Source organism: Arthrobacter sp. FW306-04-A, from assembly GCF_044358315.1.
Lineage (GTDB): Bacteria > Actinomycetota > Actinomycetes > Actinomycetales > Micrococcaceae > Arthrobacter.
Genome location: NZ_CP084559.1, coordinates 4124261 through 4149688 on the forward strand (window position 1 = coordinate 4124261; position 25428 = coordinate 4149688).

Sequence of the window (25428 nt, forward strand, 5' to 3'; positions counted from 1 at the left end):
TGAGGGAGGGTTTGTAAAAAAGGCGCTAAAGGTGAGCGAGGGTTGGTCGAGGCAAACGCTCCATCACATATCCCGACCAAAGCTCCAACGCTCCGTCACATATCCCGACTTTGGCTCGATCGGACGGCATCTAAGCGGCAACCGCGGCGACCCACACGCCAACCACCCAAGTGCTGGCAGCAAGGCACGCCAGCCCGAACTCCAGCAGCATTCCCAAGCCGGTGGCTTTGAGCGCGGCGCCACCGGAGACCAACGCCTTCTTGACATCCTTGGTCCGCAGGAGTTCGCTCACGAGTAGTCCGACGGCGAACCCCACAAACAGCCCCACCACCGGAAGAACGAACATCCCCACAATTCCCAGGACAATTCCTGCCAGCACTGAGCGGTTGGGGATGCCGTGCTGCTTGAGCTTCCGGCCGGTGAGCACGGCGCTCGACGCCATGCCTGCCAGGACACATGCCGCGCCGATTCCGAAGACCACCCAGCCGGTCGCTCCCGCTCCACCCCAGATGCCCCATGCCAACAGGCTCAGTCCGATCAGGATGCTCCCCGGCAGTACCGGGATGATGGTGCCAACGACGCCTACCGCTATGGCCACGCCGCAAAGAACGGTCACTATCATTTCGGCGTTCATGGGCCCAGTCTAGGTGGGCGGCCCGCCACTGACGGCGGAACAAAGAACGACGGCGACCCTTCCCAGCACGGGAGAGTCGCCGTCGTCGGCTCTTGGGGCTGAAAGCGCGGGCTATTCGGCCGCTGCGGCAACCGCCGCCGTGACCGCAGGCGCAACGCGGGGATCCAGCGGACTGGGCACGATGTAGTCGGCGGAGAGGTCTTCCTCGGCCAGCGCTGCGATAGCGCGGGCTGCGGCGATCTTCATGGCCGGAGTGATGCGGCGCGCACCAGCGTCCAAGGCTCCGCGGAAAATCCCCGGGAAGGCCAGGACGTTGTTGATCTGGTTCGGGAAGTCGCTTCGGCCCGTAGCCACGACGGCCGCGTACTTGACAGCAACCTCGGGCAGGACTTCCGGGTCCGGGTTGGACAGGGCGAACACGATCGAATTCTTGTTCATGAGCGTCAGGTGCTCCTCGGCCAGTTTGGACGAGGAAACGCCGACGAACACGTCTGCGCCTGTGAGGGCTTCGGCGGGTCCCCCGGAAAGGCCGCGGGGGTTGGTCCGCTGGGCGAAGCGGGCCTTGACGCTGCCCGAATCGGCCACCAGGTCGGCACGCTCAGCGTTGATGATGCCCTTGGAATCCAGCAGGACGACGTCCTTGACGCCCGCAGTCAGCAGGATCTCGGACACGGCGATCCCTGCGGCGCCAGCACCGGAAACCACAACCTTCAGTCCATCAAGTTCACGTCCAGTCACCTTGGCGGCATTCGTCAGGGCCGCGAGAACCACGACGGCGGTGCCGTGCTGGTCATCGTGCATGACTGGGCAGTCGAGGGCCTCGATGAGACGCTCTTCGAGTTCGAAGCAACGCGGTGCGGAGATGTCTTCGAGGTTCACGGCACCGAAGCTTGGGCGCAGGCGGACCAGGGTCTCGATGATTTCATCCACGTTGGTGGTGTTAAGGACCAGCGGAATCGAGTCCAGGTCGCCGAAAGCTTTGAAAAGCGCTGACTTTCCTTCCATGACCGGGAGGGAGGCGCTGGGGCCGATGTTGCCAAGTCCCAGGACCGCGGTGCCATCGCTGACCACCACCACAAGGCGCTCGGCCCACGTGTGCGTGCGGGCAAGCTCGGGATTGGCGTGAATCGCCCTGCTCACCTCGGCGACGCCGGGGGTGTAGGCAATGGAAAGGTCACGCTTGTTCAAGAGCGGCACGGTGCTGGAAACGGAGAGCTTGCCGCCTTCGTGGGCGGTGAAGATTTCCTCTTCGCTCAGGGCCAGGGCAGTCAGGTTCTGTTCAGGGGTGATGGTCTCGACGGACACGTCGTTGTCTCCTCAGGCTAGCCGTGAACCCACGGCACAATTCGGGCAGGTATAGAGGCTTCGGTGCCGAACCAAGGGTGGGTGGTCCGTGCTGTGAAACTCCTGCGGATATGGGCTGCTAGCCGCTTGGGTCCTGTCTTCGTAGACAGGTGCTTGATAGGAAGACTAGAGACATCCAGCCGTAAACACATACTTTTGGTCATAGTGGTCTAGACCAGTTACGCCGGTTGCGGGAAAAGCTACGAGTCCGCAATCAACTTGCAGGCGTTCTTCAGGTCCTTCTCGGCATCGAAAAGCGAGATTCGACGGCAGTTGACCGACTGGACCAGACCACTGATCACATGCAACAGAATCCTTGCCCTGCCAGCGTCGCCGATCGCCGCCGCGACCATCTCGGCAGAGAGCACTTCGATGTCCCGCAAAAGCACGGGAATGTCGCCGTCGCGGGTATCCCACGTGCGGGAAAGACAGTGTTCGACGGCGGGCTGCATGACCCGCATGTGGAAAATCTCCATCCCGAGTCCGGTGAGCTCCTGCTGGCTGCAGCGCGATGGGTCCGGCTTGGCGTCGCTGAGTTCGCGGAGCTGCTGGCGGTAGACCGCAAGCATCAGATGGACCGTGGACGGAAAGTAGCGGTAGAGCGTCCCAAGGGGAACATGGGCCCGGGTGGATACGTCCGAAAGGCTCACGGTATCGAACTGCCGCTGGGCGAATCCTGCGGCAGTCTTCAGTATCCGGGCGTAGCGCAGTTGCTGTCTCGGCGTGGTGGGAGCAGCCGCCATTTGGGGCAACCCCGCGGCCAGATCCAGCGAATACGGTTCCAAGGAGTTCGGTTCGGACATTTCCGGCGTTCTGTTGGTTTGGGCTTCGTTCTGGGAGATTGCGCGGCCCCCCAAAGACCGAGCGCGTCCTGACAATGATACGGCAGCAAGTTGTCCGTTCCCTGAGAACGGATTCGCAGGCCTACGCGACGCCCTTGATCTTCACCACGAATACGGCGCCCAGCAGGCCGATGACGGCTGCGGCCACGTATAGCGAAACATAGCCACCCCAGAACGCAACAAAGGGGTAGGCAATGAGCGGCGCGATCACCTGCGGCAAGGAGTTGGCCACGTTGATGACCCCAAGATCCCGGCCTCGGTCCAGCGCAGTGGGCAGCACTTGGGTAATGAGCGCGAAGTCGACCGCCAGGTAAGCACCAAAGCCGATACCGAGCACCACGGCGCCAGCAATGGCTCCTGTCCAGGTGGGGTCGAACCCAAGGATCAGGCTAGCTATCGAAATGACGATGGATGAGATGATCACCAACGGTTTACGTTTGCCCATGCGGTCGCTGATGGCACCACCCACAACACTCGTGACGATCACCATGACGGCATAGAGGCCTGTGAGGATGAGGACCCCGAACTCAGGCTTGATCCCCTGCGTTTCCTCAAGATGCACAGCATCCTTGAGGAAGAAGAGCAAGTACAACGTGACCATGTGGTTGCCGACATTGACCAGGAACCTCGTCAGCCAGGCCCACGCGAAGTCCGGATACCTGACGGGCGAGATCCAGAAGCCTTTGACGAAAGTCCACAGTTTGAACGGTGGCCGAGTCTCCGCTGACAGAGGGGCGTCGTCATTCTTGAAAAGGTAGAGCACGACGCCGGCCAGCAGCGCAGCAGCACACACGATGTAGCCGAGGGCAAAGTTTCCCGAAACCACGGACGCGATCACCGCGCCCGCAAGGATCCCCACGGTCTGGCCCATGGCCGCAAGGCCGCCGACCGTGCCGCGCTGGGGCACCGGCACACGGTCCGGGATGGCCGCTGTGATGGCCGCATAGGCTCCATTACAGCCGGCCTGGACAAGGCACCACAGAATAGTCATGACGGCCACGTTGGGAGCACCCGCGAGGGCAACCAGGGCCGCAGCACCCAGAATGGCCCCTAAGACCACCCATGGCACTCGGCGCCCGAAGCGGGACGCGGTGCGGTCGCTGAAGGCACCAAACAGGGGGTTGGCCACCAGGGACACCGCGGCGCCGCACCCCGTGACGAGGGCGAGGATAGCTTCCTTCTGGCCTTCGTCAAAGTGGATGGCCTGCTGCCCAAGCAGCACCTGGATGGGGCCGAAGAAGGCAGCGTTGATGCCAACATTGACCAGCACCACTCCGGTAACCCACAGGGAGCGGACGCGCTCAACAGGCTCGGCGAGCGCCGTCGTCGGGCCGCCGCGCGCATCCAGAGGAACCTGGTTCCCAAAAGGATCCGTCACGGGCCTTTCAGGCAATGAACCGGGCAGATCGGACAGGCTCATGACGGTGCTCCCCTAGCGGCTTGACGTGTGGATTTCAGCGTAGCGCTGTGGGGGTCCGATGCGTCGTCATGAAGGCATCTATGTGGACAAGTGGACCGTCCCGGACGCGCCAGGGCGAGCCAGCACGCGTTAGGGTAACTCCAACGGACCGAGGAGGATCAACGATGAACACGCCAGCGAACCCCATCAATACCGCCGATCTTTACGACGAGCGCGGCGAAGACGTTGAGTCGATATCACTGCAGTTCCAGGACCTCGGCGGCGTCTCCCACTTCAGCGGCCCCGTGCGCACTATCAAGTGCTTCGAGGACAACGCCCTGGTCAAGACTGTCCTGGCAACCGCCGGCGAAGGGGCTGTGCTGGTCGTGGATGGCTACGGCTCGCTGCGCACAGCCCTGATGGGGGACATGATCGCGGAGAGCGCAGTCGCGAACGGCTGGGCCGGCGTCGTGATCAATGGGGCCATCCGTGATCGAGTGGCGATCGCGAAGCTGTCTTTGGGCGTCAAAGCCCTCGGAAGCAACCCCAAGAAGAGCTCCAAAGTGGGCCGTGGAGAAGTGGACATCGCCTTGGTGATTGACGGAGTTCACATCGAACCCGGCAACATGATCTACTGCGATCCTGACGGGATTCTCGTAGAGCGGTGACAATTTTCTCCCCGTTCGGGTAAGACAGGGAATACAGGAGCGATTAGGATAGTTACTGAAAGCAACTATCCTGCTTAGTCCCCTTTTCTTCGACCCCTTGGAGAAGCAATGTCCAAAGCCACGCCCGTTCGGGCCGCCGGTGAGGTCCTGACGCACCGTCAGACGCTCACCGTCATGGTGGGCCTCATGCTCGGCATGTTCCTGTCCTCCCTGGATCAGACCATCGTGTCCACGTCCATTTACACGATCGCCAACGACCTCGATGGCCTGTCCTTGCAGGCATGGGCCACCACGGCGTACCTCATCACGTCCACGGTGAGCACTCCGCTGTACGGCAAGCTCAGCGACATCTTCGGCCGCCGCCCGCTCTACCTGGCCGCGATCCTGATCTTCCTCGCTGGCTCCTTGTATGCCGGTTCGGTGCACTCCATGACCGAGCTAGCCATTGCCCGCGGGATCCAGGGTATGGGCGCCGGCGGTCTGCTGGCCCTCGCCCTGACCATCATCGGCGACATCGTTGCCCTCAAGGACCGCGCAAAGTACCAGGGCTATTTCATGTCCGTCTTTGGCGTTTCGTCGGTACTGGGTCCCGTGGTCGGCGGCGCTTTCGCCGGCTCATCCAACATCCTCGGCTTTGACGGCTGGCGCTGGGTCTTCTTCATCAACCTGCCCATAGGCCTGGCCGCCTTGGCCGTGGTGTTCCTTTACTTGCACCTTCCCGCGAAGCACGTCAAGCAGAAGATCGATTACTGGGGCGCGGCAGCCATCACCTTGGCAATCGTTCCGCTGCTGCTGGTGGCCGAACAGGGACGCAGCTGGGGCTGGACCTCCGTCAATTCGTGGATCTGCTACGGGCTGGGCTTCGTTGGCATCGTCGCGTTCTTGCTTGTTGAGAAGCGCGCAGGCGACTACGCACTGATTCCCCTGCGGCTCTTCAAGAACATCACCTTCGGCCTGTCCTCCCTGCTGAACTTCATCATCGGCATCGGCATGTTCGGGGCCATCGCGATGCTCCCGATGTACCTGCAGCTGGTCAAGGGCCTCACCCCCACCGAGGCCGGCCTGATGATGATCACCTTCACAGTGGGTATCCTCTTCGGTTCCATTACAGCGGGACGGACCATCTCGGCGTCGGGCGTTTTCCGGATCTTCCCGATTCTCGGCACGGCCATCCTGACGGCGGCTGCCGTTGTCATGGGCCTGTCCCTTGGTGTGGACACCGGCTTGTGGGTTCCCGGCCTGATCGCCGTGTTCTTCGGCATGGGCCTGGGCTTCTGCATGCAGCCGCTCACCCTCGCCATGCAGGTGTCCGTACCGCCGAAGGATATGGGCGTAGGCACCTCTACCGCGGCGTTCTTCCGTTCCATGGGCGGCGCCGTGGGTACCGCAGTGTTCATCTCGATGCTCTTCAGCCTGGCGGCCGATAAGATCGCCTCGGGCATGAAGGACGCCATCGGGAACGCGGACTACCTCAAGGTGCTCAAAGATCCTGCGGTTGCCGCCGACCCCGCCAACGCCAAGCTGTACGACTTCTTCAAGAACGGCGCCAGCAACGATTCGCTGAACGACACCAGCTGGCTGCACCACGCCAACCCGGTGCTCACCCGGCCTATCACCGAGGGTTTCGCGCAGTCGATCGACGCCGTCATGCTGACTGCCGCGGCGCTGACCGGCATTGCGTTCCTGATCAGCTTCGCCCTGCCGAACAAAAAGCTCACTGACCCGAAGGCGGCAGCGAAGGAATCTGTCTCGGCCCACTAGGTTCCGCTGGTCACCGAACCGCGTCACGGCAGGCAGTCTTTTGGACTGCCTGCCGTTTCCGTTTCCAGCGTTCGCGCCGGGGAGTGCCCGACGGCGGCGCGAAAGTCTGCGTGGCGTGACGGCCGCGCTGGTCGGCCGCGCTGACTGGAAGTTCACGCTGACGGCGTGCCACACTGTGTAGCGCGAGTGCACCGGCGTCCCTGTCGGAAACAGCTGCCGACGACGACCGCGCCGCACAATCCACTACATTTCCTCAAGGGAGAGCCATGCCCATTTCCAGCTCTGACAGCCATTCGGGCGTCCCACGCAAGGTAATTGGCCTTGCCGTTGCCGGAGCTGTGGGCGGGTTCCTCTTCGGCTTCGACTCCTCGGTGGTCAACGGCGCCGTGGATGCGATGAAGGACGAATTCATGCTGAGCGAGGCGGTCACGGGCTTCGCGGTGGCGGTCGCCCTGCTCGGCTGTGCAGCGGGAGCTTATCTTGCGGGCAAGGTGGCCGACCGCTACGGCCGCATCCCCGCCATGAAACTTGGCGCCGCACTCTTCCTGGTCAGCTCCATCGGGACGGGCTTGGCTTTCAGCATCTGGGACTTGGTTTTCTGGCGGCTGGTGGGTGGTCTAGGCATCGGCCTTGCGTCCGTGATTGCACCGGCCTATATCTCGGAAATCTCGCCGCGCCAGGTCCGCGGGCGGCTCGCGTCGCTGCAGCAACTGGCGATCACCACCGGCATTTTCGCGGCCCTGCTGTCCGACGCCGTCCTGGCGACGTCCGCGGGAAGCGCCCACCACGCTTTGGGGCTCGGTATTGAGGCCTGGCGCTGGATGTTCATCGCATGCGCCGTACCAGCAGCGATCTACGGTCTCATCGCCTTCCGACTGCCGGAATCCCCGCACTTCCTGGTCCTCAACGGCAAGGAAGACACCGCCCGCAAGATCTTCGACGCCCTGATGCCCGGCGACGATACCGAACGCCACATCCGCGAAATCCGCGACTCCATCCAACAGGACAAGCTCTCCGCCACGAAGGGCTCGCTGCGTGGCAAGGCGTTTGGCCTTCAACCCGTGGTGTGGATCGGCATCATCCTGTCGGTGCTGCAGCAATTCGTCGGCATCAACGTGATCTTCTACTACTCCACCACCCTGTGGAAGGCAGTTGGCTTCCACGAGCAAGATTCCCTGGCCATCTCCGTGGCAACGTCCATCACCAACATCTTGGTCACCCTCGTGGCAATCGCCCTCGTGGACCGCATCGGCCGACGTCCCATCTTGCTGGCGGGATCCATCGGCATGGCCGTGTCCTTGGGCGCCATGGCGATCGCCTTTTCTTCCGCTACTGGGACGGGTTCGTCGGTGTCCTTGACCGGCGCCTGGGGTCCTGTAGCCTTGGTGGCCGCCAACGTGTTCGTGGTCAGCTTCGGCGCCTCGTGGGGACCGTTGGTGTGGGTCCTCCTGGGAGAGATCTTCCCCTCACGCATCCGCGCCCGCGCGCTCGGCCTGGCTGCCGCGGCCCAGTGGATCGCCAACTTTGCCATCACTTTGAGCTTCCCCATCATGGCGGCCGGTTCGCTGCCGCTGACTTACGGCATGTACGCGCTGTTCGCGTCGGCGTCGTTCTTCTTCGTCATGTTCAAGGTGCCCGAGACAAACGGCATGTCCCTCGAGCAGGCTGACACCCTGTTCGTCCCGAAGGGCTCCAAGCCCGCGGAGCTTGCGATTACGCCCAAGTAACTCCCCTACACAAGGTGCGGTTCGTGCGACTTCAGGAACCGGCGACCGCCCACGGCCACAAGGATCGCGAACGCCAGGGCAACCGCCGCGGCAAAGAACGGAACCTGCGGGCCGAAGTGCTCACCCAGCTGGGCTGCGGCAAACGGGGCCAGCGCCCCGCCCATCCAGCGCACAAAGTTGTAACCGGCCGAGGCCACGGGCCGCGGCGAATCGGAAACCTCCATGGCCAGTTCGGTGTAGAGCGTGTTGTTGATGCCCAGCAGGGCTCCGGCCACAATGACCAGAACGACGACCGCGGTCACCGAGTGCCCCGCGGCCAGTCCCAGACCGGCGAGGTCCAGGAGGAGAGCCCCGAGGGTGCCGACCAGGACGTTGGTGGTACCGAAGCGCCGCTGCAGCACGGGCGCCACGAAGACCGAGAACACAGCCACCGCCACGCCCCAGCCGAAGAACACTGCGCCGATACCGTAGGCATCCATGCCCAGGATGAACGGGGTGAAGGCCAGGATGGTGAAGAAGCCGTAGTTGTAGAACAGAGCACTCGCGGCGGTGGTGCGCAGGCCCTTGTGGCCCAGGGCAAGGAGCGGGTCACGGAGGCGTGCCTTAGCTGCCGGGGCCGGAGTCTTGGGCAGAAGGACCATCAAGGCGATGAACGAAACAGCCATGAGGACTGCGGTGCCGAAGAACGGTGCGCGCCACTGCCAGCCGCCCAGAAGGGCACCGAGCAAAGGCCCGAGGGAAATGCCCAGGCCCAGGGCCGCTTCGTAGAGAATGATGGCGGTTCCGGTTCCGCCGCTCGCGACGCCGACAATCACGGCGAGCGCGGTGGCCACGAAGAGGGCGTTGCCGAGTCCCCAGCCAGCGCGGAATCCGACGAGTTCCCCCACGCTGCCGGAAAGACCGGACAGCGAGGCGAACATGACAATCAGGGCTAGGCCGATCATGAGGGTCTTCTTGCCACCGATCCGCGAGGAGACGAACCCCGTTACGAGCATCGCGACGGCAGTGACCAGGAAGTAACTCGTGAAGAGCAAGGACACCTGGCTGGGGCTGGCCTGGAGGTTCTTGGCGATGGCCGGCAGGATCGGGTCAACCAGGCCGATGCCCATGAAGGCGAAGACGGCGGCAATTGCCGTGGCCCACACAGCCTTGGGCTGCTTGAGGAACGAGGCTTTCTCGGCCTCGAGGGTTTCTTCCGCGGGCTGCAGTTGGTCTGCGAGCTGGCCTTTCATGGACTGCTCTCCTAGGTTTGGCTTGTCTTAGTTCTGGACTGAATTGTTGATTTTGTCGAACACCGGAAGGGCGGCCTCGACGGCGTCGCGCTCCGCTTGGCTCAGGGTCCCAAGGATCCCGGCGATGAATTCGTTGCGCCGGCGGTCTGCATTCTCGACGGCGGCACGCCCCGCCGGCGTCGCCGCGACGCGGACGGCGCGGGAGTCGTCCGGATCTGCTTCGCGCTTGACCAGGCCAGCGCGCTCAAGCTTGATGATCTGCTCCGTGGCGCTAGGGACCTTGACCCCAAGGTTCCGGGCGATCCCTCCGACGCGTGCACCGCCGTCGAGCGCCATCTTGAGGACGCCAAGCTGAGCCGAACTGAGTTGCTCCTCGGAATCGAGGCGACGCATCACGTAGACACTTTGCCGCAAGGCTTCCCGGAATGATTGAGCGAGGGCGAGGAGCGCATCGTCAGCCTGATTGGTGTTCATATTTAGGTATCCTAACAGTTAGGCTACCTAAATATCAAGGGATGCGCGTCTCATTCTTTGGCTTGGGGCCCCTCGAGGCTAATGGAGCTACAGCGCCAGCTTCATTCCCTCGTGACTGGCCACAAAACCCAGCCGTTCATAGAAGCGGTGGGCATCCTTGCGGGATTTGTCGCTGGTGAGCTGGACCAAGGTGCAACCACGGCTCCTGGCCTCCTCGATGGCCCACTGCATCATTGCGGCACCAACGCCATGGTCCCGCAGCTCGGCGGCGACGCGCACGGCCTCGATCTGGCAGCGGAGCGAGCCCTTCCGCGCCAAGCCTGGGATGAAGCTCAGCTGGAAGGTTGCCACGCAGGCGCCATTCAAGTGGCCCACCACCAACAATTGGGCGGGATCCTCGTTGATCTGTTGGAATGCCTGCAAATAGGGGCCAACGTCCTCGGCGTTTTCGCGGGAACTGCCCAATTGATCAGCTGCGAGCAATCTCAGAATGGCGGGGAGGTCCTCCCAGTGGGCCCGGCGGAGCGTGAAGACTCCTTCGTCCAGAACCATGCTCAACAGCGGCTTCACTCCTGGATTTGCGTGACTCATAACACTAGCCTGACACAGCCCGAGACTTGTTGCACGAATTTCGTGTGAAACGTTCAATCACAATTTCCTGGATGGTTCATGGCTATTTTCACGACCCTCCTTCACCTTTGGGGATCCAAACCGAAACCCTCCTTCACCTTTGAGGACCAAAACCAAAACCCTCCTTGACATCATGTGAAGGAGGGCTTCGGGCTTCCCGCCAAAGGTGAGAGAGCGTTTGGTAAAAGGGCACCAAAGGTGAGCGAGCGTCCGAGGGGGCCAGGAGTTATGCTCGCGCTGCCTGCAAACCCCGAACGCCGGACCCGTCCCCGGCGGGTTCCGGACGTTCCAACACGAGCCACGGACTGAAACGCGCGTCGGTTCATCACAGCTTCCCCTCGGGCATGCTATCCGGCGCGTCCAGACCGCCGGACGAACTGCGTCGGAAGAACTCGGCAGCTAATCGACGTTCGCTCACTTTGGGGCCCAAAACGGTCACCCTCCTGCACATCAAAAGTGAAGGAGGGTGAGCGTTTTGGCCGTCAGATCTGCAGGAGGATCGCCCGAAAGTGGCCCAAAGGTGAGCGGGCGTTCGGGAAAAGCGGGCCAGATCTGCAGGAGCGTCGCCGGGGAGCCGGACCCCGGGTCAACCGGGACCCGGGGAGTCGGGGCCGCGGTTTAGGCCTCGGCCTTGCGGTCTTCGATCAGCTTCCGCACTTGCGGGAACAGCGGGTGCGTCGGCGCCAGGTCCGTGATGCGCTCAACCGCCTCGGCGGCGTCCATTTCCGCGAGCATCCGGGTGAGCTCCACGGCTTCGTCGTCTGCTCCGTCGTCGAAACGAAGGGCGGCGGACATCGCGTCGAGCAAGGCAACGGGAGTGACTCCGCGCTCGGCGAGCTCCGCGGCCGGGCCGATGAACCGTTCATGCCGGCCCAGCTTGCGGAGCGGAGCACGGCCCACCCGGTTCACGGTGTCCGGCAGGTATGGGTTGGTGAAGCGGGACAGGATCTTCTGCACGTACGCTTCCTGCTCGGCCTCGACGAAGCCGTGTTTGGCCACGAGAAGCTGCTTGGTTTCCTCCAACACGGCCCGTACCCGTGCAGCCACCGAGGCATCGGCCATGGCTTCGGAGATCTTCTCCAAGCCGGCGCCATAGCCGAAGTACGCTGCCGAGGCGTGGCCAGTGTTGACGGTGAACAGCTTGCGCTCGATGTACGGACCAAGTTCGTCCACGAAGGTCGCTCCCGGAATCACCGGGGGCGTACCCGCGAACGGGGTCCGGTCGATGACCCACTCGTAGAAGGTCTCCACAGTGACGTCCAGGCCTTGGCCGGGCGCTTGGTTGGGGACAATCCTGTCCACGGCAGTGTTGGCAAACACTGCAACAGAGGAAAGATCACCCGCGGCACCGTCCCAAGCGGCTTCCACTTCGGAATGCAGGAGGTCCGTGGCGTTGATCGCGTTCTCGCAGGCCATGACCTGCAGCGGTGCCAACGACGGCGACCGGCCGGCCAGGCCGCGCGCGATCACCGGCGCCACGAACTTGAGGATGTGCGGCCCCACCGCCGTGGTGACGAGGTCCGCCGTCGCGATTTCCGCGACGACGGCAGCCTCTTCGGAGCCCGAATTCAGGGCCCGGAAACCGGACACGGTCTTGACCGCGGCATTTTCGCCGACCTCGTGGACCTCATAGGAGGATGCGGAGGCGAGCTGGCTGATCAAGGCGTCCGCGACATCTGCGAAGACCACCTCATATCCAGCCTCGTGCAGCAGCAAGCCGACGAATCCCCGTCCGATGTTCCCGGCCCCAAAATGGACTGCCTTCACTATGCGTTGACCTTTCCGAACAGATCCAGCACTTCCTCCACCGACGTGGCCTGCTCAAGCTGGGCCACTTGCGCCTTGTTCGTGAAGATCTTGGCGATGGAGGCCAGGATGTGGAGATGTTCGTTGTTGATGCCAGCGACGCCGACGACGAACTTGACTTGCTTGCCACCCCAGTCGATGCCCTCGGGGTAGCGGACAATCGACACACCGGAGTGCAGGATGTGGTCCTTTGCAGCGTTGGTGCCGTGCGGGATAGCCAGGAAGCTGCCCATGTACGTGGACACGGATTCCTCGCGCTCATGCATGGCGTGAATGTAGTCCATGTCCACGGAGCCGCGGTCCAGCAGGAGCTTGCCCGCCTCGTCGATGGCCGAGTCACGGTCCGTCGCTGTGCCGTTGAGGATCACGCTTTCGGCGAGCAGGACATCCTTGCCCCCGACGGCGGTGGCCGCCTGGGCGGTAGGCTCGGCCGCCGTCGTCGAACCTTGAGCGGCGGGAGCCGCGTTGCTGCTCTTGACCAGCTCGACGATCTCGTCATACCGCGGACTGTTCATGAAGTTGTCCACCGAGACGTGCACAGCTCCGGTCGTGAGCGGCTGCGCGCGTTCGGCGAGGTCCTGGTGCGTGATGACGACATCGTAGGTGTCGGTGAGGTTGGCGATGGCCGCGTTGGTGACCTTGACCCCCGGGAAACCGGCCGCCTTGATCTTGTTCCGCAGCACCGATGCACCCATGGCGCTGGAGCCCATGCCGGCGTCGCAGGCGAACACGATGTTCTCGATGGGACGGGTCAGGAGGGCGGTGCCGCCACCAGCACCAAGGAGCGCGGAGGAAACGGAACTCTTCTTGCCCTTGAGCTCTTCCATCTTGGAGGTGGCTGCGCCAAGATCAACCTCGTCGCTGTGATGCGTGGTGCGGAGAATCAGCGAGGAGACGAGGAACGATACCGTCGCTGCCAAGATGACCGACAAAATGACGCCCACATAGCTGTCACGGGAGGTCTGGGCAATGACTGCGAAGATAGATCCCGGGGCCGCCGGAGCGACGAGGCCGGAGTTGGTGATGGCAAGTGTCGCAATGCCTGTCATGCCTCCAGCGATAGCTCCGAGGATGAGCAGCGGGCGCATCAGGACATACGGGAAGTAGATCTCGTGGATCCCGCCAAGGAACTGGATGATAAAAGCGCCCGGCGCCGAGGCCTTCGCTGCCCCGCGTCCAAAGAACATGTAGGCGAGAAGAATTCCGGCTCCCGGACCGGGGTTGGCCTCAAGCAGGAACAAGATGGACTTGCCCTGGTCCAGCGACTGCTGGATGCCCAGCGGGGTCAGCACGCCGTGGTTGATTGCGTTGTTGAGGAAGAGAACTTTGGCGGGCTCGATGAAGATGCTGGTAAGCGGAAGGAGTCCGTTGTGCACCAGGAACTGGACGAAATTGCCCGCGGCCGTACTGAAGGCCTGGACCAGCGGAGAAATACCGAAGAAGCCGAGCATGGCGAGCAAGGCGCCCCAAATACCCGCGGAGAAGTTGTTTACCAACATCTCGAAGCCGGGCCGAATCTTGCCATCCCAGATGGCGTCGATCTTCTTCATCGTCCAGCCGCCGAGAGGACCCATGATCATTGCGCCAATGAACATCGGGATACCTGCGCCGACGATCACACCCATGGTGCCGATGGCCCCGACAACGCCGCCCCGGACGTCGTAGACCATCTTGCCGCCGGTGTAGGCAATGAGGAGTGGCAGCAGGTAGGTGATCATTGGGCCGACAAGGCCCACGTTCGGCGTGCCGGCAGCGTTGTTGCCAAAGCCGCCGAGTTCGGGGAAGGGCACCCAACCTGTCTTGATGAACAGGGCGGTGATGATGCCCCATGCAATAAAGGCCCCGATGTTCGGCATGATCATGCCTGAGAGGAACGTTCCGAACTTTTGGACACCAACGCGCACGCTGGTGCGCTGTTTCGCAACTGACACTGTTGCCATTGTGTGAATTCCTAACGTGAGCCCCGCATCAGTGCGGGATCAGTCGATATCTATCGAAGGAGGACAGCTCTAGGAGCTGCTGGAGATTCGGTGAAGCCATTCAAGGAAAAGCTTCAGTTCCGAACTGGATAGCTGGTCTGAATGCGAGGCTTGGAGTGCCGCATTCAGCGCGATTGCCGCAACAACAACGGACGACTTGCCGGAGTCGTCGGCTGCGGCGCCACGGGCTGTTTCCGTGGACACGGCGAAAATCATGGAATCCCGGGTCATGGTGGAGAGCTCGAGATTCCGGTCTTCCAATGGCTCTGCAATGAGCATGAGCGTGACACCAACGTTGGCTGCCAGGATGCTCCTTGCCGCCTCGCGCGGGGGTACGTTGATCTGCCCGGCAATGGCCGCCTTGCTCAGCATTTCCTCCAGAAGCGACTCTGCATCAGCCACGATGGCCGGCCTGCTTTCGGGACGGATATTGCCGAACATCACCAGGTAAAGGTGCGGTTGGGTAAGTCCGAACTGTACGTGGTTGTCCCACATCCGCCGGACGTCTTCCAGGGGTTCCCCAGAAGGTGCGAAGTCCCGCTCTCCCGCCACGTACTCCTCGAAGCCGGCTGCAACGACGGCGTCGAACAGCCCCTCCTTGTCGCCGAAGTGGTGGTATAGCGTGGGCGCCGTGACGCCGGCAAGTTTGGTGATTTGGCGCGTAGAGACCGGCGACCCGTCCGAATTCGCCAGCAACTCGGCAGCTGCACGGAGCAGCCGAGTTTTAGGCGGAAGCTGGTCATCGAAACTCATAGCCGCTACCCTAGCACCTATAGCAACGCTATATGAAGTGAGTCACAGGAGATTTTTTCGGACCCCGAGGCGCCGCAGCCGGTGGGTCCGATCCGAGAGCAGGAACAGAGGATTTCAGTGCAGAATTTCCAAGGAGTAGGCGTCAGCCCGGGCCGCGTCATTGGCACTATCCGTCAGATGCCCAAGCCAGTCAGCGAACCGCCGTCGGGCGAGCAGCTAGCCGTTTCCACCACGGCGGAAGAAGCCGTCGCCGGACTGAAAGCGGCGGCCCAATCGGTTCACGACGAACTCAAAGCGCGCGCCGACAGGGCCAGCGGAGACGGTAAGGCCGTGCTGGAAGCCACCGCGCTGATGGCCAAGGACACCATGCTCCTGAAGTCGGCCACCAAGCTCATCAACAACAACGGCAGCTCCGCGGAACGCGCCATCTGGGAAGCCGGCGCCTCGGTATCGGAAATGCTCCACAACCTGGGCGGCTACATGGCCGAGCGCGCCACTGACGTCTTGGACGTCCGCGCCCGGATCGTCGCCGAACTCCGCGGCGTCCCCGCCCCGGGGATCCCGGCGTCGGACACACCGTTCATCTTGGTGGCCGAAGACCTGGCCCCGGCGGACACCGCAACGCTGGACCCCGCCATGGTGACAGCACTGGTCACATCGGGCGGCGGACCGCAGTCCCACACGGCGATCATCGCGCGCTCGCTCGGCCTGCCCGCCGTCGTCGCTGCCCGTGGGGTGGACGAAATCCCGGACGGCGCCGAGGTCTTTGTGGATGGCGCGGCTGGCTCCCTTTCCCTCGAACCCTCCGAGGAGCAGCGCGCCGCCGCCCTCGCCTGGGTCGAAAATGCTGCCACGCTGGCGGTTTTTGATGGAAACGGCACGACGGCGGACGGCCACTTGGTGCCGCTTCTCGCCAACGTGGGCGGGGCGAAGGACGCTGCCGCGGCCGCCGCACTGGGCGCCTAGGGTGTGGGCCTTTTCCGCACCGAGTTCTGCTTCCTGGAACGCGATACCGAGCCGACTGTGCTGGAACAAGCCGCCGCGTACAGGGGCGTGTTCGACGCCTTTCCGGGCAAGAAAGTGGTGCTCCGGACCCTCGACGCCGGCGCCGACAAGCCCCTTCCTTTCCTCACCGATGCCACCGAACCCAATCCGGCCCTTGGTGTGCGCGGCTATCGCACCGACTTCACCACGCCGGGCGTTTTGGAACGCCAGCTCGAGGCAATCGCCATCGCGGCCAGCGAATCAGAAGCTGAAGTGTGGGTCATGGCGCCCATGATCTCGACACCGGCCGAAGCCGCCCGTTTCGCCTCTCTCTGTGACGCCGCCGGGATCAAGACTCCCGGAGTCATGGTGGAAGTTCCGTCCGCGGCACTGACCTCGGCCTCGGTCCTGCGCCACGTAGGCTTCGCGTCACTGGGCACCAACGACCTCACGCAGTACGCGATGGCCGCCGACCGGCAACTCGGCCCCCTTGCCGAGCTCAACACGCCGTGGCAGCCTGCCGTCCTGCGCTTGGTGCAGCTGACCGTCGCCGGCTCCGCGGAAGAAGGCAACAGCAAACCAGTTGGCGTCTGCGGTGAGGCAGCCGCAGACCCGGCCCTCGCCGTCGTACTTGTTGGCCTGGGCGTGTCCACGCTATCCATGACCGCCCGGTCTCTGGCGGCGGTCGGAACCGTGCTCAAAACGGTGACCCTGGAACAGGCACAGGAGCTGGCCCGCTTGGCGCTGAGCGCTTCCGACGCCCTCGACGCCAAGGCCTGGGTCCGTGCCAAGCTGCCGATCCTCGAGGAACTCGGGCTCTGAACCCGGCCGCACAACCTCGATCTGAACACAAGGAGTACCCATGCCCGAACGCACCGCCACCATCGCCAGCCGCTCCGGACTGCACGCCCGCCCCGCGGCGATCTTCGCGGAAGCCGCAGGCGAATCCCCGGTTGAAGTGACCATCGCGATGGCCGGAGCCCCTGCCGATGACGCGCTCGACGCCGCCAGCATCCTTTCGCTCATGACGCTCGGCGCGGCGAAGGGCGACGTCGTGGTGCTGCGGGCAGAGGGCGACGGCGCCGAGGCTGCTTTGGATTCCCTGGTTACCCTGTTGGAAACAGACCTCGACGCCGTTTAATGCCGGGGCCCACACCGGCGAGGGGCCCGGCCTGAGCTTGCGAAGGCTGGGAGCCGGTGGGTGGGCCCACACCGGCGAGGGGCCCGGCCTGAGCTTGCGAAGGCTGGGAGCCGGTGGGTGGGCCCACACCGGCGAGGGGCCCGGCCTGAGCTTGCGAAGGCTGGGAGCCGGTGGGGACTGTGGCCGGCCGCAAGGGCCGGCCACAGCTTCCCGGGGTCTCTACCGGAAAACGCGCCACCAAGTATGGGGGACCGCGATGGCGCGCTGTCTCTTTGTGGCACCGGGTGCCGAATCGTGACGCGGAAATTGGAATTTTCTTTAACCGCCCTCATCGCTTGCTCCAACCCGACGCTCCCTCACATATGACGGCCTCCTGCCCAACGCTCCTCCAGATATCGCGCCCGGTGTACCTTGGCTGGGCATGCGGCTGGTGCGCCAAGGGCAGCCTGCTCGCGTTCGACTACTTCACAACCGAGACCCTCGAGTCGAGCACTGCGTACTGGCGGTACGGGAGGGTGGCAGCCAAAGCAGTGGGCGAACCGTTGAAGTTCGGCGTGGACTGTACACCGCCGTCGCGGAGCGTCTATCCGAATTTCTCCGATCCTATGGGTTGGCGCTACTCGAACGGCATGTGCTCGGTCGTGGGACCAAGAAGAAGCACGTGGGGGGCGTCGCGATTGCCCTGGTGGAGTGACGCCATGGCGCTCTAGCGACCGCACTGGACTGAGGGAAATAGGGCCTGCAGATCTGCAGGAGCGTCCCGTCAAAAGGCCCTAAGGGGAGCGAGCGTCCCGTCAAAAGGCCCTAAAGGGGAGCGAGCGTAACGGGGTACGGGGCAAGAGCAACTCGCTCAGGCGAAGGCGGAAATGCCCGTGATGGAGCGCCCTATGATCAACGCTTGAACGGTCTCCGTGCCCTCATAGGTGTGGATGCCTTCGATATCGGCGAAGTGCCGTGCCACGCGGTTGGCCAACAAGATTCCGTTGCCACCCAGCAGGTCTCGCGCGTTCGAGGCGATGCTGCGGGCGGTCCGGGTACAGGTGAACTTCGCGAGCGCCGCCTGCGCAGGGGTCAGGACGCCCTCTTCGTCCAGCCTGGTCATCTGGATGACCAGGAGCTGCATAGTGGCGAGCTCGGACTGCATGCGGGCAAGGCGCTCCTGCACAATCTGCGAAGCGGCCAGCGGGCGGCCGAACTGCCTGCGCTGGGCGGCGTACTGCACCGCAGTCTCGTAGCAGGCAGTGGCATGCCCGACGGCGGACCAGGCCACTCCCAGCCGGGTCGCCAAAAGGACTCGGGCAGTGTCCTTGAAACTCCTGGCGCCCGGGAGCACGTTTTCCCACGGCACGAAGACGTCTTCCAAGCGGATGTGTGCCTGCCAGATGGCCCGCAGCGAGAGCTTGCCCTCGATGGTCGTGGCGGAGTAGCCAGGGGAGTCCTGCGGGACAAGGTAGCCCTGGACCTGCCCGTCGTCACCGCGAGCCCAGACCACCGTCAGGCCGCCGATCGAGCCGTTGCCGATCCACTTCTTTTCACCATTGAGGACATAACCGCCCTCGACGGGCGTCGCAGTCGTCTCGAGTCCCACCGAGTCGGAGCCATGCGCCGGCTCGGTCAAGGCGAAGGCACCGTATTCCTCGGCCCGGGAAAGCGCGGGAAGCCAGCGGGCCTGCTGCTCCGGAGAACCGCATTCGGCCACGGAACGCAATGCCAAACCACCTTGGACCGCCACCACCGTGCCGATGGAGCCATCGCCGCGGCTCAGCTCCATGGTGACCAGCCCCGCAGCGGTCTTGCTCATGGCCGGGAACCCGCCGACGTCGATCCCGTCGCGCAGCAGGTCGAGTTCGCCCAAACGCTTCACGAGGTGCAGCGGGTACTCCGCGCGCTCCCAGTAGCCCGCGATGACCGGGAGGACTTCATCTTGGACAAAGGCCCGCGCACGATCCCAGTAGGCACGGTCCTCGTTGCCGATGTCTTTGAAAACGGAGGCCGGATCCGGGTCCAGGGCTTCGTTCAGGACATATTCGGGCTCCACAGTGCCTTCCGGGAAAGCAGTGCCTACCGGAAAAACAGTGCCGTCAGGGAAAACGGCATTCAGTTCTGCGGAAGTTTCGTCGGACGTCGTCGTCATGGGGGAATCCTCGCTCTGGGGTTGATCTGCGACTTCCAGCATGCGCTGACACTCAGTTTCATGTCAAGGAACTCAGTTCCAGTGAGAGTTTCTGCTGGATCACTCCGCGCCGCCCAAAGACGGGGCCGCGAAACCACGGGGTTGTTTTGATTCGACACCCGAGTGATCCAGCAGAATCCGACGCCCGCGCCGAGAAGAGCTATGTCAGGGCGTCGCGGACCGCTTCGAGGATTTGTTCCGTGCCTGCGGTTGGATCCAGGACAGCAACCACGACGGCGGGACGGCCACTTTCCGCGGACGACGCACCGGTCGCCTCGCAGGCTGAAACACTGGCGAAAGTGTCGGCCAGGGCGCCCAAATCCCGCGCGAGCCGAGCGGCCAACTCTTGGGCTTCAGCCTCCCGCGCCTCGCCCTCGATGTGCTCGCGGTCAACAGCCGCCCGCAGCCATTGGCGCAAGACGCTGTTGTGCACCGCAACCACCGATGCAGCAAAGGCCACGGCAGTGAGTTCCCGGCTCTCACCCTCGGGCAGCGCAGAAAGGAGATGATTCCGGAACGCCCGCTGATAGCGATGTGTCATGACCAGTTCACGATCACGAAGGGCCGGGACTTGATGCAGAAGTTCATGGCGGGCCAGGGAGGTTTTCCGGTTGCCCACGTGGTGGTCGAAGACCAAGAGGGCCGCGTCCACGACGGAGCGCAAGGGGGCCGCCGTCGTGCGCGAAAGCAGTTCCTGAACCCGGGCCAGAATCCGGTCGTGATCAGCGAAAACGATGTCCTCTTTGGAACCGAATTTGCGGAAGAATGTGCTGCGGCTGATTCCTGCGGCATCGGCGAGATCATCCACCGAGGTTGCGTCGTAGCCTTGCCGCACCAGCAGCTCGATTGCCACGGCCACGGCGGGGCCCGGATCCGTATTGGCGGGGTAGTTGACCATAGGCGTGAATCTAGCGCAGTTCCGCCCAACAAATCGATGCGGCTAGGCTTCTGCCATGGCATTGATAGCTCCCCGTGTGACGCCTGGCCTGCCGGCAGACGACGCGCAGAACCTGGCGCGCTCACTCCAGGACAGCAACGACATCACCGTTTTCGTCGACGGCACCGTCCACCGGCTGCCAAATGAGGCGAGGGATGCCGTCGTCGATCTCCTCGGCCGGCTGAGCCGCGGCGAAGCTGTGACCGTAAGCAGCGTGGAGGAAATGCTCACGACGTCGAGGGCGGCCGAACTCGCGGGAATCTCGCACACCTACCTGCGCAACATGACCGATCGTGGCGAAATCCCGGTCGAATACCGTGGCACGCACCGCCGCATCCGGCTCGCGGACATCATGGCGTGGCTGGAGACCCAGAAGAAGACGGCCACGGCAGAAGAGGAAAGCACCTAGCGGAAGCTAGGCGAGCGCCGCCTTCAGCGCCGCGTGGACCCAATCCCGGTAACGCTCCGGTTCCCAGCCGAAATCCAGTACCAGTGACCGATAGGTGTCAGGGTGGCCCACCGACCAGATCACGGCCGCTGCTTGCTCATCGTTCATGCCGGAGGTCAGGGCCCCGCGTTGCCGGAGAGCGTCAGCTGCTTCAGCGTAGTTCCGTAGCCGGAGCTCTGCCCGGTCCCGCTCCACTTTTGCCGCTTCGGCGTCGACGGCGGAGGCCTGCCTCATGACGCTGAATAATTGGCTGCTTCGCGGATGCACCTCGGCGAACCAGTCGGCCAACAACGCTAGAACCGCTCCGGCATCGACGGCCGCGGCTGTCCGCTCGCGCATGGTCTCCGGAACGGAACGCGGCGCCTCCGGACCGGCAGCCGTCGCGTCGACCACGGCCGAGAGCAGCGCCGCCTTGTTGCCCACGGAGTTGTAAATGGTCTGGATAGCCACGCCAGCTTCCTCGGCAACTGCCCCGATAGTAGTGGCCACGTATCCCCTGCTTAGGAACAGCTTTCTGGCGGCCTCAACCACAGCAGCTTTGGTGGCGACAGCTTGAGCCATCCGCCTGTCATTGTGCCGAATCTCCACGGAAAAAGAATAGCATTCCAATTACTGGAATGCTACTCTAATGAGGCCAGTACACCTCAGGAGGCTTCGCGATGGACCGGAACGTTGAGCAAGTAGACACCGCGGTTATCGGCGCCGGACAGGCCGGGCTCGCCACCGGATTCCATCTGAAGAAACAAGGGCAAGACTTCCTAATCCTGGACTCATATGCCCGCACAGGCGACGTGTGGCGGAACCGCTGGGATTCCTTGCGGCTGTTCACCCCGGCGCAGCACGACTCTCTGCCCGGCATGCCTTTCCCCGCCAAGAGGGACACGTTTCCCAGCAAAGACGCCATGGCCGAATACCTCGAGGCGTACGCCAGCAACTGGAACCTCCCGGTGCGTCATGGTGTCCAGGTCACCGGAATCGAGCGCGACGACGGGCGATACCGAATCCACTCAAGCTCCGGACCGATCCTGGCCACGAACGTTGTTGTTGCCACTGGCCCGAATGCGCGCCCGAGGATTCCAGCCTTCACGGAGGCCCTGGACCCGGACATCCACCAACTGCACGGCGCGGAATACGCCAACCCGGACTCGGTTCCGCCCGGAGATGTCCTGGTGGTCGGCTCCGGGACATCCGGCGTCGAAATTGCGTTGGAGCTCGCATCCAGCCACCGCACCTACATCGCCGGAACTCCCCCGTTCCACGTTCCGGGTCCAGTGACGCGATACGCCGGCGGGCTTTGGTGGCTCTTCATCCACAACGTGATGACCCGATCCACCCCTATCGGCCGCAAAGTTGCGGTCGGCTTCACCAAGCACGGCGCACCCCTGATCCGGGCCTCGACGAAAGAGCTCGGCGTCGCAGGAGTCACCCGCCTGCCACGCATGACGGGCACCCACGGGGGCCGACCCCTCCTGGACGATGGCCAAACACTCCCAGTCTCCACAGTGATCTGGGCGACCGGCTACCAACCGGACTTTGCTTGGATCCAAGGGCTTCCGGCGGACGAGGACGGCTGGCCGCTTACCTGCCGGGGCGCCGTGGAACAACTGCCTGGGCTGTTCTTCGTGGGCATGCCGTTCCAATACGGGCTGACCTCGGGCCTCGTGGGCGGTGTCGGCCGGGACGCCGAGCACGTCGCCGGACTCATCGCCGGGCAGGCTGTAGCGCCGCGGGACTAGATCGCTTGGCGAAAATCCCTGCCGAATACCGGCCGCCCGGCCCGTTATCTAAATGTGACTTTGCTACTCGGCTGTTGTACCGTCGAGGGGCGACCCAATCCCCAGCTGGGCCGCTTCCGGGATGACGCCGAGCTCTGCCGCAACCCGGATTCCGCTAGACCTGCGGCAGAGACGGGGGACCCAGAGTCTCCGGGCCTACTTCTCCGCAGGCCCTTGGGGTAAAGCCGCCATGCGCGGCCGGACGGCCTCGTCCGAACCCGACAGCTAACCTCGAAGGCGTTGAGAGGCAATTACCATGTCCCCAACCATGGATCAGCCTCGCCGTGCCCAAGTGGCGCGCGAGCGCACCAAACCAACCGGACGCCGTCGGGCCCAAGACAGCGGACCGTTCATGCCTGAGCCGGCTTCCGAAATTTCGACGCCGCCACCCACTACCCCGACGAACCGGACGACGGCGGCGCCCACCACGCGAGCGGCCGCCCGCGCGGCCGAGCGGAAGCGGGCAGCCCAAGCCAGCGAGACCGCGAGCATTCCGGCGGTTCCACCAACAACGGCGGCGGCCCCCACCGAAACCCAGAAGGCAGCCGCGACCGCCCTTCCAACGGCTGCTCGTGCAGGCTTTGCTCCGATGTCCTTTGCCGGATCGTCGTTCAACCGGGAACCCCATGCCGTCCTGAAAAAGGCTGCGACCATCCGGACCATGAGCAACCGAATGGCAGTAGTGGCCGGAGCCCTTGGCATCCTGTTGACGGCGGGTTCGCTGGGCCAAGCCCTTGATTTGCCCTTCTTCGGCCAGGAATCTCAAGCCCAGAAGGCGGAAAGCCAAAGCTCCACTCAGCCCGGCGTTGCTTCCACTGCGGCGAGCGCCTCCCCCGGTGCAACAGCTTCGCGCTCGGCAGCCGCCACGGCTGCAAGGACCGGTAAGACCACGGCGGACCAAGCGCAAGGGTCGCAGCAAGCGCCCGCCGTCGGCGGGCCGTCGAGCGCGTTGGCACCATCAGTCTCCATTCGGGTTCCCTCGGTAGTCCCGTCCGCGCTGCCCCCAAGCCTTGTTCCGGTGCCGGCCGTTCCCACACCGGCGCAGCCCGCCCCGGTTCCCAGCCCGGCTCCCCCGGTCACGGTCACCCCGACCCCGACCCCCACCGACCCGCCTTCACCGACGCCCACCCCCACCGACCCGTCCTCTCACACGCCACCTGGTCAATCGAAGCCGAAGCCACCGGTACAGCCCGGCAGCGCATCGACGGCCACGCCGCAGCCTACCCAACCAGGCGTGGACTTGGCAGCGATTTTGGACGCTGCAAGTGGAGTCCTGCAGTGAGGGCAACCCTCAAATCCGCGGCCGCCCCGCCCAGCGGCGCGCTTTGAGGGTTGCGTGGAGTTCGAGCCGGATGGCGCCATTCGACGGATCAGCACCGATGAGTTGCCGTACCCTGGCCAGCCGGTTGTAGATGCTGCTGCGGTGCAAGTGCAGCTTCGTGGCCACGTCCTGGACCGAACCGTCGCTGTCATAAAGCAGTTCGAGCACGGGCAGGAGCTCGCCGTTGCGGTCTGCGTCCTCGATCGCCTGGAAATATGAAGAGCCCGAATCATCCCAGCCGCCAGGCGCCTGTAGCCGTTCGAACAACTGGTAGATGCCCGCCGCGCGGCTGTCCACCAGCTCGCCGAGTGGAGGATCGACGGCGGCAGCCTGGGCTGCGAGCTTCGATTGCCGGTAGGCCCGCCCCAGTTGGCGGACAAGCGAAAACGGCTCACTGATGCCCAGGATGACCCGGTCCACCTTCCGGCCGGCTCGCTTGGCCAGCTCTAGCTGATAGTGGACCAGGACTTGCGCATGTTCCGCCCGGCCGCCGGTTTCGCGGAACAGCAGGACCGAATGGGTCTCGGTGCCGGCGCTGAAAAGTACGGAATCGACGCCGATAGTTGCCTGCAGCGCCGCGGAACGGTGCGTCAGCGTGGCCGCGATGGGATCGGCGACGCCGCGACTGTCCTCTGCGTCGAGCACGGTAACCAACTGCCACGGGCCCCGACCCTGGATTTCCTTCCATCCGGCCACGGCCGCCACCGCATTGGATTCTCCTTGGCACGCAGCCAGGAATTCCTGCTCGCGGCGGCGCCGGAACTCCGACTCGGCCGTATTGGAATCGAGCAGGAGTCCAGCCAGGAGGTCCAGCTCGTCCCGGACGCCCGGCAACTCGGCGAGGATCGCCGTCGCGGTCTGCTCGTCAAGGTCCTGCTGGACCCAGAGGTACCCCACGCGGAAACCGCGCACCAGCAGCGGGACGCAGACGCGCCCCACCATGCCGAGCTCTTCATTGGCGGGTACGACGACGGGACGCACCGCGGTAGCGATGCCGTGCGAAAGCTGCCACGCACTGACGTCCACCGGGACCCGTTTGCTCAGGAGGAAATTCACGCGCACGCGGTCCGCATGGGACTGGTTGGAACTGTAGGCGAGCAGGACGCCGTCGAGGTCTTCCAGGGAGAGCCCACGGCCCAACTTGAGTGCGACGTCCTCGACGATTTTCTCCACGTCTTGCTGCATGGAGAAAAGACTACTTTGCGCAACGAACATCAGGCGACACCTGACGCTCTCAGCATCGACAAATGTCGAGCCTGGGAAGGCAAAAACCCCGGAAATCCAAGGAAGTTCATGACGGCGGTCGTCGCTCTTCATGTCGCTTGGCTCACAGCGGATTTATTCTGGAATCACAGTCCCCCGCAGAAGAAAAAGGCCGTTGAAGCCTTTCGAACATGGAG

At 63.8% G+C, this 25428-nt stretch carries 22 protein-coding genes, 1 pseudogene and 1 riboswitch; of the genes and pseudogenes, 8 read left to right on the forward strand and 15 right to left on the reverse strand.

Going from position 1 to position 25428, the window contains the following annotated elements; genetic code table 11:
* Window positions 1-130 precede the first annotated feature (130 nt).
* The 4 genes from LFT43_RS19275 to LFT43_RS19290 all read right to left on the reverse strand — a co-directional run bounded on the left by LFT43_RS19275 (window position 131) and on the right by LFT43_RS19290 (window position 4240).
* A complete protein-coding gene (locus LFT43_RS19275) occupies window positions 131-634 on the reverse strand; it encodes a DUF456 domain-containing protein (protein WP_395799596.1) in 504 nt (167 codons plus the stop codon).
* 111 nt (window positions 635-745) lie between these two features.
* Window positions 746-1939, reverse strand: a complete 1194-nt coding sequence (locus LFT43_RS19280; protein WP_395799598.1) for an NADP-dependent malic enzyme — start codon at window positions 1937-1939, stop codon at window positions 746-748.
* A gap of 239 nt (window positions 1940-2178) precedes the next feature.
* Window positions 2179-2781 carry a TetR/AcrR family transcriptional regulator gene (locus LFT43_RS19285; protein WP_395799600.1) on the reverse strand — a complete coding sequence of 201 codons (603 nt, stop codon included), beginning with the start codon at window positions 2779-2781 and terminating at the stop codon, window positions 2179-2181.
* A gap of 121 nt (window positions 2782-2902) precedes the next feature.
* Window positions 2903-4240 carry an MFS transporter gene (locus tag LFT43_RS19290; protein ID WP_395799602.1) on the reverse strand — a complete coding sequence of 446 codons (1338 nt, stop codon included), beginning with the start codon at window positions 4238-4240 and terminating at the stop codon, window positions 2903-2905.
* Window positions 4241-4404: 164 nt separating this feature from the next.
* Between LFT43_RS19290 and rraA the strand changes: the two genes are divergently transcribed.
* The 3 genes from rraA (at window position 4405) to LFT43_RS19305 (ending at window position 8375) form a co-directional block, all read left to right on the forward strand.
* Window positions 4405-4887, forward strand: coding sequence for a ribonuclease E activity regulator RraA (gene rraA, locus LFT43_RS19295; RefSeq protein WP_395799604.1), 483 nt, complete (start codon window positions 4405-4407; stop codon window positions 4885-4887).
* Between the two features lie 108 nt (window positions 4888-4995).
* A complete protein-coding gene (locus LFT43_RS19300; protein WP_395799606.1) occupies window positions 4996-6648 on the forward strand; it encodes an MDR family MFS transporter in 1653 nt (550 codons plus the stop codon).
* Window positions 6649-6914: 266 nt separating this feature from the next.
* Window positions 6915-8375 carry a sugar porter family MFS transporter gene (locus LFT43_RS19305; RefSeq protein ID WP_395799608.1) on the forward strand — a complete coding sequence of 487 codons (1461 nt, stop codon included), beginning with the start codon at window positions 6915-6917 and terminating at the stop codon, window positions 8373-8375.
* 5 nt (window positions 8376-8380) lie between these two features.
* Here the strand turns inward: LFT43_RS19305 and LFT43_RS19310 are convergent, their stop codons facing one another.
* The 6 genes from LFT43_RS19310 to LFT43_RS19335 all read right to left on the reverse strand — a co-directional run bounded on the left by LFT43_RS19310 (window position 8381) and on the right by LFT43_RS19335 (window position 15249).
* On the reverse strand, window positions 8381-9607 hold the full coding sequence (locus LFT43_RS19310; RefSeq protein WP_395799610.1) for an MFS transporter: 1227 nt from the start codon (window positions 9605-9607) through the stop codon (window positions 8381-8383).
* Between the two features lie 27 nt (window positions 9608-9634).
* The gene (locus LFT43_RS19315; protein ID WP_395799612.1) at window positions 9635-10081 is read right to left on the reverse strand and encodes a MarR family winged helix-turn-helix transcriptional regulator; all 447 of its coding nucleotides are present in this window, start codon (window positions 10079-10081) and stop codon (window positions 9635-9637) included.
* Window positions 10082-10168: 87 nt separating this feature from the next.
* Entirely contained in the window at window positions 10169-10672 is a 504-nt protein-coding gene (locus tag LFT43_RS19320; RefSeq protein ID WP_395799614.1) for a GNAT family N-acetyltransferase, read from the reverse strand.
* Between the two features lie 657 nt (window positions 10673-11329).
* On the reverse strand, window positions 11330-12478 hold the full coding sequence (locus LFT43_RS19325; RefSeq protein WP_395799616.1) for a mannitol-1-phosphate 5-dehydrogenase: 1149 nt from the start codon (window positions 12476-12478) through the stop codon (window positions 11330-11332).
* Window positions 12478-14457 carry a PTS mannitol transporter subunit IICBA gene (locus LFT43_RS19330; RefSeq protein ID WP_395799618.1) on the reverse strand — a complete coding sequence of 660 codons (1980 nt, stop codon included), beginning with the start codon at window positions 14455-14457 and terminating at the stop codon, window positions 12478-12480. The genes LFT43_RS19325 and LFT43_RS19330 overlap by 1 nt, the downstream gene beginning before the upstream one ends.
* A 69-nt stretch (window positions 14458-14526) precedes the next feature.
* Window positions 14527-15249 carry a TetR/AcrR family transcriptional regulator gene (locus tag LFT43_RS19335; RefSeq protein WP_234751842.1) on the reverse strand — a complete coding sequence of 241 codons (723 nt, stop codon included), beginning with the start codon at window positions 15247-15249 and terminating at the stop codon, window positions 14527-14529.
* 117 nt (window positions 15250-15366) lie between these two features.
* Here LFT43_RS19335 and ptsP point away from each other — a divergent pair.
* Window positions 15367-17055: pseudogene (gene ptsP / locus LFT43_RS19340) on the forward strand (phosphoenolpyruvate--protein phosphotransferase).
* Between the two features lie 40 nt (window positions 17056-17095).
* Entirely contained in the window at window positions 17096-17374 is a 279-nt protein-coding gene (locus LFT43_RS19345) for an HPr family phosphocarrier protein (protein ID WP_395799620.1), read from the forward strand.
* An 850-nt stretch (window positions 17375-18224) separates the two neighbouring features.
* Here the strand turns inward: LFT43_RS19345 and LFT43_RS19350 are convergent.
* Window positions 18225-19508, reverse strand: coding sequence for an acyl-CoA dehydrogenase family protein (locus tag LFT43_RS19350; protein WP_395799622.1), 1284 nt, complete (start codon window positions 19506-19508; stop codon window positions 18225-18227).
* Between the two features lie 199 nt (window positions 19509-19707).
* The gene (locus LFT43_RS19355) at window positions 19708-20445 is read right to left on the reverse strand and encodes a TetR/AcrR family transcriptional regulator (RefSeq protein WP_395799624.1); all 738 of its coding nucleotides are present in this window, start codon (window positions 20443-20445) and stop codon (window positions 19708-19710) included.
* 55 nt (window positions 20446-20500) lie between these two features.
* Here LFT43_RS19355 and LFT43_RS19360 point away from each other — a divergent pair, with 55 nt between their 5' ends.
* A complete protein-coding gene (locus tag LFT43_RS19360) occupies window positions 20501-20893 on the forward strand; it encodes a helix-turn-helix domain-containing protein (RefSeq protein WP_395799626.1) in 393 nt (130 codons plus the stop codon).
* Window positions 20894-20899: 6 nt separating this feature from the next.
* On the opposite strand, the gene LFT43_RS19365 is transcribed toward LFT43_RS19360, so the two are convergent.
* Window positions 20900-21493 (reverse strand): TetR/AcrR family transcriptional regulator, encoded by a 594-nt coding sequence (locus LFT43_RS19365; protein WP_395799628.1) that lies wholly within the window; start codon window positions 21491-21493, stop codon window positions 20900-20902.
* A 98-nt stretch (window positions 21494-21591) separates the two neighbouring features.
* On the opposite strand from LFT43_RS19365, the gene LFT43_RS19370 reads away from it, so the two are divergent.
* Entirely contained in the window at window positions 21592-22668 is a 1077-nt protein-coding gene (locus tag LFT43_RS19370; protein ID WP_395799631.1) for a flavin-containing monooxygenase, read from the forward strand.
* A gap of 142 nt (window positions 22669-22810) precedes the next feature.
* Window positions 22811-22961: riboswitch (cyclic di-AMP (ydaO/yuaA leader) on the forward strand.
* Between the two features lie 19 nt (window positions 22962-22980).
* Here the strand turns inward: LFT43_RS19370 and LFT43_RS19375 are convergent.
* Window positions 22981-23361: a hypothetical protein gene (locus LFT43_RS19375; RefSeq protein WP_395799633.1), complete on the reverse strand. Its 381-nt coding sequence runs from the start codon at window positions 23359-23361 to the stop codon at window positions 22981-22983.
* Between the two features lie 7 nt (window positions 23362-23368).
* On the opposite strand from LFT43_RS19375, the gene LFT43_RS19380 reads away from it, so the two are divergent.
* The gene (locus tag LFT43_RS19380; RefSeq protein ID WP_395799635.1) at window positions 23369-23989 is read left to right on the forward strand and encodes a hypothetical protein; all 621 of its coding nucleotides are present in this window, start codon (window positions 23369-23371) and stop codon (window positions 23987-23989) included.
* Window positions 23990-23998: 9 nt separating this feature from the next.
* On the opposite strand, the gene LFT43_RS19385 is transcribed toward LFT43_RS19380, so the two are convergent.
* Window positions 23999-25213 carry a PucR family transcriptional regulator gene (locus LFT43_RS19385; protein WP_395799637.1) on the reverse strand — a complete coding sequence of 405 codons (1215 nt, stop codon included), beginning with the start codon at window positions 25211-25213 and terminating at the stop codon, window positions 23999-24001.
* Window positions 25214-25428 lie beyond the last annotated feature (215 nt).